At 70.3% G+C, this 8,613-nt stretch carries 6 protein-coding genes; 3 read left to right on the top strand and 3 right to left on the bottom strand.

Annotated elements, in window-relative coordinates:
• Positions 1–777: 777 nt before the first annotated feature.
• The 3 genes from IZR01_RS45955 to araD are packed head-to-tail and all read left to right on the top strand — an operon-like array spanning position 778 to position 4,231.
• Positions 778–1,446 carry a GntR family transcriptional regulator gene (locus IZR01_RS45955; RefSeq protein ID WP_194927503.1) on the top strand — a complete coding sequence of 223 codons (669 nt, stop codon included), beginning with the start codon at positions 778–780 and terminating at the stop codon, positions 1,444–1,446.
• Positions 1,447–1,487: 41 nt separating this feature from the next.
• Entirely contained in the window at positions 1,488–2,432 is a 945-nt protein-coding gene (locus IZR01_RS45960) for a dihydrodipicolinate synthase family protein (protein ID WP_194927504.1), read from the top strand.
• A 47-nt stretch (positions 2,433–2,479) separates the two neighbouring features.
• Positions 2,480–4,231, top strand: a complete 1,752-nt coding sequence (gene araD / locus IZR01_RS45965) for an L-arabinonate dehydratase (protein ID WP_438939728.1) — start codon at positions 2,480–2,482, stop codon at positions 4,229–4,231.
• Between the two features lie 119 nt (positions 4,232–4,350).
• Here araD and IZR01_RS45970 read toward each other — a convergent pair whose 3' ends face one another.
• From IZR01_RS45970 to IZR01_RS45980, 3 genes are all read right to left on the bottom strand, one after another.
• Positions 4,351–4,842, bottom strand: coding sequence for an inorganic diphosphatase (locus tag IZR01_RS45970; RefSeq protein ID WP_194899153.1), 492 nt, complete (start codon positions 4,840–4,842; stop codon positions 4,351–4,353).
• 60 nt (positions 4,843–4,902) lie between these two features.
• Entirely contained in the window at positions 4,903–6,645 is a 1,743-nt protein-coding gene (locus tag IZR01_RS45975; RefSeq protein WP_194927505.1) for a condensation domain-containing protein, read from the bottom strand.
• Positions 6,646–6,740: 95 nt separating this feature from the next.
• Entirely contained in the window at positions 6,741–8,195 is a 1,455-nt protein-coding gene (locus IZR01_RS45980) for an MFS transporter (protein WP_194899149.1), read from the bottom strand.
• Between the last annotated feature and the right edge of the window lie 418 nt (positions 8,196–8,613).

An 8,613-nucleotide genomic window follows, 5' to 3' on the forward strand; every position in this document is an offset into this window, starting at 1 on the left:
CACGACCGGCCGCTTCTTCACCGAAGACATCACAATCCTGACCGACGAAGGGAAGGAAGACCCACCACCACCTTCCACCTACCCAGCGGAACATGCCAGAGCTAAGCAGCGACAAGCTACTAGTGCGGTGGCTGGATTGGTTTGCCGTGTTGGTGGTGTGGTTGCGGGTTGGGTGAGAGTCGGGCACGGAGGCCGCCGGTCACGTACGGGGTTAAGGGCGTTGTGAAAAAGCCGCCTGTTTTCGTCCGCCGGCTTTTGTACGCAAGGCGCGGTCGCGTGGCAGGGCGGACGAAAACCGGCCGTTTGTTCACAACGTGTGTGGTCGGCTCAGCCGTGCCCGGCTTGGGTGCGGGCGCTGCGGTGGTTCTGGTCCCGGCGTCGGGGGGTTGGCGCCTGGGTTGTTCGTTCTCGGGGTGAGTACACATGTTGTTGAGAAACCGGCGGATTTCGGCCGCCTGCCCGCCCGCCGCCGGGTGCGCGAGAACATTTGGCCGAAATCTGCCGATTTCTCAACAACGCCTTTAAACCCCGTACACGACCGGCGGCCTCCGCACCCGACTCTCGTCCAACAGGTGACCACACCACCAACCCGGTGAACCAATCCGGCCACCGCACTAGCCGCGCGGAAAACGGGACTAGCGCGTCGCGTCTCGCGTCTCATATATGAAATCGCTGCCAACTGCTCCCGCATCAGCTGTTGAGTGTTGACGCTCCCAGCCGGCACCCCTAGGCTCGCATCACATCTCATATATGAGATCTGACCGACCAGGAGCCTCGATGCCCGCCCCAACCCCGTCTTCCGCGACAGGCTCCGCGCCCGGCGCGTTGCCGTCCCGCACCGAGGCGGTGCTGGAGGCCATCAAGTATGCCATCCTGACCGGCGAGCTGAAGCCCGGCCAACCGTTAATAGAGACCGAACTGGCGGCTCAGTTCGGGGTGTCCAAGACACCGGTCCGCGAGGCCCTGAAGACGCTGGCCGGGACCGGACTGGTCACCATGAGCCCCTACAAAGGCGGCTCGGTCCGGGAGATGGACCGCGCCCACGCCCGCCACATCTACGACATGCGCCAACTGCTCGAACCCGCCGCGGCCGGGCGCACGGCCGCCTCCCGAGGCGACTGGTCGGCCGCACGGCGCGCCCTGGAGCAGGCGGATCAGGCTGCTGACGCCGCCGAGCGCTCGCTCGCCAACCGCGCGTTCCACCGCGAGATGTACCTCGGCTGCGGCAACCCGCTGCTGGTGCGGGCCCTGGACGACCTGCGCGACCAGACCGCGCTCGTCTCGGCCGCGGCCTGGGCCGAACGCCCCACGTGGGAACGGGAAGCCGCGGAGCACCGGGCGATCCTGGCGGCGGCCGAGAGCCGGGACGGCAACGAGGTCAGGATCCTGATGCGCGCGCACATCAGCTCGTTCGTGGCACGCAACTTCCCCGAGGACGAAGCCTGAGACACCCGGGCCGGCCGACCCGACGAAACGGAGCCGACATCATGACCGCCGCATCGCAGGACCCGATCCCGCCGACCCTCGCCCACCGGCGGGACCGCCTGGCGACGCTGGTGGCGATCCCCGTCACCCCGTTCACCCCCGACGGCGCCGTGGACTGGGACGGCCACGCCACCGTGCTCGGCCGCCTGGTCGAACACGGCGTCCAGGCCGTCACGCCCAACGGCAACACCGGCGAGTTCTACACCCTCAGCGAGGCCGAGCGGCGGCGGGCCGTGGAATCGGCGGTGGCGGCCGTGGACGGAGCGGCCGAGGTGGTGGCCGGGGTCGGCCTGGACCTGGCCGGCGCCGTCGACGCGGCCGGGCACGCGGCGCGCGCCGGTGCCAGTGCCCTGATGATCCACCAGCCGGTGCACCCCTACCGCTCCGCCGAGGGCTGGATCGAGTACCACCGCGCCATCGCCGATACCGTGCCCGAACTCGGGATCGTCCTCTACGTCCGCGACGCGCGCATAACCGGGGAGCACATAGCCACGCTGGCCGGACACAGCCCGAACGTGATCGGCGTCAAGTACGCGGTCCCGGACTCGGTCAGCTTCGCGTCGGTGGCGCGGGACGCCGGGCTCGACGCCTTCGCCTGGATCGCGGGGCTCGCGGAACTGTCCGCCCCGGGCTGTTTCGCGGTCGGTGCCACAGGATTCACCTCCGGACTGGTCAACGTCGCCCCCCGGCTGTCCATGGCGATGCTGGACGCGCTGCGCGGCGGCGACTTCGCCAAGGCGATGCCGCTGTGGGAGACGGTCCGCGAATTCGAGGAGCTGCGCGGCGCCGACGCCAGCGCTGACAACGTCAGCGTGGTCAAGGAAGCGTTGGCCCAGCTCGGAATCGTCGACCGGCACGTGCGGCCGCCGTCCCGGCCGCTGCCGCAGCCGCTGCGGGACCGGATCGGCGCCGTGCTGGACCAGTGGCGGGCCGGGGGTTGGCTGTGAGCGCAGACACCGGCGGCCTCGCCGAAAGCGCTGATAGCGCCGACGGCATAAGCGAATCCGCGCCGAACCATCCGCCCCTGCGCAGCGCCGCCTGGTTCGGCGAAGGCGCGACCGGCGGCCACCTGCGGGCCTTCAGCCATCGCTCCCGCATGCGTCAGCTCGGCTATCTGCCGGAGGAACACCTCGGCAAGCCGGTCATCGCGATCCTCAACACCTGGTCTGACATCAACCCCTGCCACATGCACCTGCGCGAGCGCGCCGAACAGGTCAAGCGCGGCGTGTGGCAGGCCGGCGGATTCCCTTTGGAGTTCCCGGTTTCCACGCTGTCCGAGACGTTCCAGAAGCCCACGCCGATGCTCTATCGCAATCTGCTGGCAATGGAGACCGAAGAACTACTGCGCTCCTACCCGGTAGACGGCGCGGTGCTGATGGGCGGCTGCGACAAGACGACACCGGCGCTGCTGATGGGCGCCGCGAGCGCCGGGCTGCCGGCGCTGTTCGTGCCCGCCGGTCCGATGCTGCGCGGCCACCACCGCGGCAAGACGCTCGGCAGCGGCACCGACCTGTTCGGCTACTTCGACGAATACCGCGCCGGACGCGTCGGGGAGTGCGAGATGGCCGAGGTCGAGGGCGGCCTGGCGCGCTCGCCCGGGCACTGCATGACGATGGGCACGGCCTCGACCATGACCGCCTGCGCCGAGGCGCTGGGCATGACGCTGCCCGGCGCGTCGTCGATACCCGCCGTCGACTCCGCACATCACCGGATGGCCGCGGCCTCCGGCATGCGCGCGGTGGCGATTGTGCGGGAGGGTGTGACGCCGCACCAGGTGATGACGCGCGAGGCGTTCGAGGACGCGGCGGCGACGGTCCTGGCGCTCAGCGGTTCGACCAATGCCCTGATTCACCTGATCGCGATGGCCGGCCGGCTCGGGGTGGAGCTTCGGCTGGACGACTTCGACGCCATCGGGGAACGCGTACCGGTGCTGGCCGACGTCCGACCGGTCGGCAGGTTCCTGATGGAGGACTTCTACTACGCGGGCGGTCTCAGGGCCCTGTTCCGGCAGCTGGCCGAAGTCCCGGGGACGCTGCATCCGAACCGCCCCACCGTCGCCGGGATCCCTTTCGGCCAGTACTACACCGACAGCCAGACCCACGATCCCGAGGTGATCCGCACCTCGGCGAACCCGGTCGCCGAGCACGGCGGCGTCGCGGTGTTGCGGGGCAACCTGGCCCCGGACGGCGCGGTCATCAAGCATCTGGCCGCCGAGCCGCGCCTGCTCACCCACAGCGGGCCGGCCGTCGTGTTCGACTCCTATCCCGACCTCCAAGCGCGCATCGACGATCCGGCGCTCGGCATCACCCCGGACACCGTGCTGGTCCTGCGCGGCGCGGGCCCGCTCGGCGGCCCCGGCATGCCCGAGTACGGCATGCTCCCGATCCCGGCCTACCTGCTGAAGCAGGGCGTCAAGGACCTGGTCCGGATCTCCGACGCCCGGATGAGCGGCACCAGCTACGGCACCTGCGTCCTGCACATCGCCCCGGAGTCCCACGCCGGCGGCCCGCTGGCGCTGGTCCGGACCGGCGACGTGATCACCCTCGACGTCCCGGCGCGCACCCTGCGCCTGGAGGTCGACGACGCCGAACTGGCCCGGCGCCGCGCCGCCTGGCAGCCGCCGGCACCGCGGTTCGAGCGCGGCTACGGCGCTCTCTACGCCGACCACATCACGCAGGCCGATCAGGGCTGTGACTTCGACTTCCTGGCCCGGCCCGGGGCCAACCCGGCGCCGGATCCGCACTGAGCGCCGGAGCGCCTTACCGGATACGAACTGCCGCGGGGAAAGATCCGCACCGATTTCCGGCCGAACATTCCCCGGATATCCACCGCGCGGCTCGGCGCCGTGACCACGGCGGCTCTGCCCTATTCGGCTGCCGCCTCGCTCAGCCGCCGCCGGTCGGCCTCGATGACCGCCTCGGCGGCGGCGCGGTCGGCCCAGGTGCCGGGGTGCGCCTGCCGGCCGGGTTCGGTGTCCTTGTAGACGTCGAAGAAATGGCCGATCTCATCGAGGCGCTCGCGGGCTACGTCGGCCAGGTCCTGGACGTCCGCGTAGCGGGGGTCGCCGGCCGCCACGCACAGGATCTTGTTGTCGACGCCCTTCTCGTCCTGCGAGCGGTAGATCGCGATCGGCCGCACCGAAACCTCGATACCGGGGAACGCCGGGCTGTCCAGGAGCACCACGGCGTCCAGCGGGTCGCCGTCCTGGGCCAGCGTGCCGGGGATGTAGCCGTAGTCGGCCGGGTAGCTGGTCGAGGTGAACAGCTGCCGCTCCAGCCGGATGCGGCCCAGGCGGTGGTCCATGACGTATTTGTTCCGGGAGCCCGCCGGAATCTCGATCACGACATCGAACCGCATCATGGTCTTCACTTCGAACGCCGTACCCGCCGATCGGCCGCGCGAACCCTTCGAGCGGGGTCAACCTGCCGTTATCCGAGTGCTGAGACCCGGCTGGATCGCCGCTGCCACCGCCACCTCTTCCATCTCGCGCACCACTGCCTCGATCTGGGACGGCGACAGGGCCCGGGTGTCGGCCTCGATGGTGAGCGTGACCGTCTCCGGCGAGTCGTCCACGTGCAGGAACAACCGTTCCACCGGGTCGTTGCGGCGCTCGACCCAGCGGAACTCGCTGGCGGTGCGCGCTTTCGCGTAGTCGTCGGCGGTGGTGGTGCTCGTGGCGGTGGCCGCAGCCGGGTTGGTCGGCGTGGTGCTCGGCGTGGCGGTCGGTGTGCCGCGGCGATCGTTGAAGAACGACGCCACGTCCAGTTCGGCACCCCGCTCCCGGCCGATCTCCTCGATCAGGGCATTGAGTTGTACCGGGTCGAAGTAGCCGTGCTTGAAGGCGTTCATCGCGGCCGGTCCGGCCCGCTCGATCACGTCCTCGACGGTGCCGTCGGCGACGTCGAGCAGCACCACCCCGGCCTGGGCCGTGTGGCACACCACGTCGGCCAGCTGTTGCCGGAAGCGGTTGCCGATGACCGGGCGGAACAGGACCGGGTGCACGCCGGTGACGTGCGCGAGCGCGATCGCGTAGACCGCGTGCAGTACGCGGGCCGGATCGGCGCCGGTGCGCTCTCCCAGTGCCGCCAGCGCCGGACGCAGCGCGGGCGAGACGAACTCGGCGCTCCAGTAGCGGGGCCGGCGCGGGTCGCCGGACGGCGGGAAGGTCGGCGTCGGCATCGCACGCAGGATCTCGGCGAAGTGCCGCAGGGCGCGGTCGCTGTGTCGGCGGCCGGCCGGTGAGCTCTGCCACCGGGCCTGCTCCAGCTGCTGGAGCCCGGCCGGCGGCGTGCTGGCCCGGACCGCGACGTCGCGCATCATGATCTCGGCCCCGCCGCCGTCCAGGGCCAGGTGGTGCATGACGACGGCCATCCGGGTCGCCTCGCCGCCCTGGCGCACCACGGCCATCCGGACCGGCCATTCGGTGCGCAGGTCGTAGGGCAGGCGTTGGTAGTGGTCTGAGATGGCGCCGGCCAACCGGTCGGCGGCCTCGGGGCCGGGGTCCGCGTCGTAGACCTCCAGGTGGGTGGACCCGGACGCCGACAGTTCTTGGCGCAGCGCGCCGTCCGCGTCGACGTGCAGCAGGGTCCGCATCGACGGGAACCGGCTGTGCAGGTAGGCCAACTCGTCGGCGACCTCCTCGACCCCGGTCCCCGGATCCAGCGGCCGCCAGCCGCCCAACGGCAGCCAGTTGCCCTGCCGGGTCATCGACTGCCAGATCTCGTGCTGTCCCCAGGCCAGGCCGGCGGACCCGGCGCCGTCGCCCGCGAACTCCACCGGCAGGCGCTCGGCCGGCACCGGAACCGGATCCGCGCCGGGCCCGACGCCGGGCAGCCGTGCGCCGGCCATCTCAGCGATCTGCTGCTCCCGGATCAGGGCCCGGTGATGGTCGAGCCCGCCTTCCGGCTCGTCCCGGTCCGCGCCCAGGACGAAGACCCGGCGAAGCGTCGCGGCCTCGGATTCGGTGAGTGCGGCCCGGACCGCGCTCTCATGGTCGTCGTCGGGATCGACACCGGGCTGAAGGTCCAGCAGGACGTCGGTCTGCACCCGGCCGCGCAGGCGGGCCGAGACGACCAGACAGGCGCGGACTTGCGGGACGGACGCGAGGACGCGTTCTTCTACCAGCGTGGGATGGAGCTCTGGCTGCGAGCCAAGATGCATAGAGCACCGTATACCATCCACATCAGCTGTCTGGGAATAGCCGGTGGCGCGTGGTCCACCGGCTATCTCAGAGTGCGGACTTACTAGCGGACTGACTAAACGCCGGCCTTCGCCTCGGCGTCGACGTCCAAGCGGTCCTCAGGTGCGCGCGGCCGCTGCTTCAGCGCCGGGATGATCAGGCCGGCCAGCGCGGCGAGGACCGTGGCCGCGGTCAGCATCCAGAACACGTTGGTGTAGCCGGAGTCCTTCGGGATCGGGTTCGCCGGGCTGACGCCGGAGGCCAGGATGCTCGCGGCCACGCCGCTGCCGATCGCGCCGCCGATGGTGCGGATGTTGGCGTTCATCCCGGTGGCCACCCCGACCTGCGCGGCCGGGACCGACTGCACCACGATCGCGGACATCGAGGAGAACGCCAGTCCGATGCCGATGCCGAGCAGGCCGGAGGCGACGTAGATCTGCCAGCCCTGCGAATGCCCCAGGGCCAGCGCGGCGAAGCCGGGGATGCTGGCCAGGCAGCCCAGGATCAGGACCACCTTGAGCCCGACCCGCTTGGCCAGCGGCGCGGCGGCGATGCCGAGCAGGAACATGCCGATGGTCATCGGCAGCAGGTAGACGCCGGACTGGGTGATGCTGGCGCTCAGGCCGTAGCCGGCCACCGCCCTCGGGGTCTGCACCAACTGCGGCAGGAACGTCATCACGGTGTACATGCCGACGCCGAACAGCAGCGCGACCAGGTTCGTGGTCCACACCGCGGGCAGCCGCATCATCCGCATGTCGATCAGCGGAGCGCTGGAGCGCGCCTCGGTCCAGATCCACAGCGGCAGGCAGACGGCCGCGCCGAGGAACAGCGCCAGCACCTTCGCCGAGCCCCAGCCCCAGGTCGGGCCCTCGCTGACGGCGAGCAGCAGCAGCACCAGCCAGGCCGACAGCCACAGCGCCGCTCCCCAACTGATCTTGCCCGGGGTCCGCACCGGGGATTCTGGCACCCAGAGCCAACAAGCGACGGTGGCTATCGCGGTCAGGATCATCGGGATCCAGAACAGCCAGTGGTAGTTCAGGTGGGTGACGATGGGACCGGCGATCAGCAGCCCCAGCCCGCCGCCGACGGCCAGCAGGGCCGAGCTCAGGCCGATCGCGGCGTTCACCCGCTCGGGCGGGAACTCGTCGCGGATGATGCCGAAGGACAGCGGCAGCAGCCCGCCGCCCAGGCCCTGGATCGCCCGGGCGATGATCATCAGGCTGATCGAGTGCGACAGGGCCGCCAGCCCGGAGCCGAGGGTCAGCGCCAGCAGCGTGATGACCAGCATCCGCTCCTTGCCGACCTTGTCGCCGATCCGGCCCAGGATCGGGGTGGCCACCGAGGCGGCCAGCAGGTAGGCCGTCATCAGCCAGGTCGCAGTGTCCTGCGTCGTGTGCAGGGCGGTGATGAAGGTCGCCAGGACCGGGGCGACCAACGACTGTAGGACCGCGTAGGCGGAGATGCCGATGAGCAGGACCGCGAAGATGACGTTGTAGTGGGGACGCGAGGTGCCCGCCGAGCGTCTGGGCATGGTGCGACGGCTCCAGATCGGGAGAAGGGATCGGCGGCGGACAAGAGGGTCCGGGGCCGTGATCACCCTAGCGATAATGGCGCGACGCGACAATAATGGCGACTGTGGGGCCGGTCACATCTGCGGGCGCCAGTGCGGTGGCCGGGTTGGTTCGCCGGGTTGGTGGTGTGGTCGCCGGCTGGGCGTAGCTTGGGCGTAGGTTGGGTGCGCAGGCCCGGTGGTTGGGTGGGGGTTTTGGTCGCCGGATCCGACGTGAGTCGGGTATGGCGGCCGCCGGTGGGGTGCGGGGTTGGCTTTCGTTGTGAAAAAACCGCCAGATTTCCGCCGCCGGGTTTGCCGGTTCGGTGGCGGTCGCCCGGCAGGGCGGCGGAAATCAGTCCGTTTTTTCACAACATGAGTGGTCATCTCAGTCGTACTC

The sequence above is a fragment of the Catenulispora pinisilvae genome (assembly GCF_015356865.1).
GTDB lineage: Bacteria > Actinomycetota > Actinomycetes > Streptomycetales > Catenulisporaceae > Catenulispora > Catenulispora pinisilvae.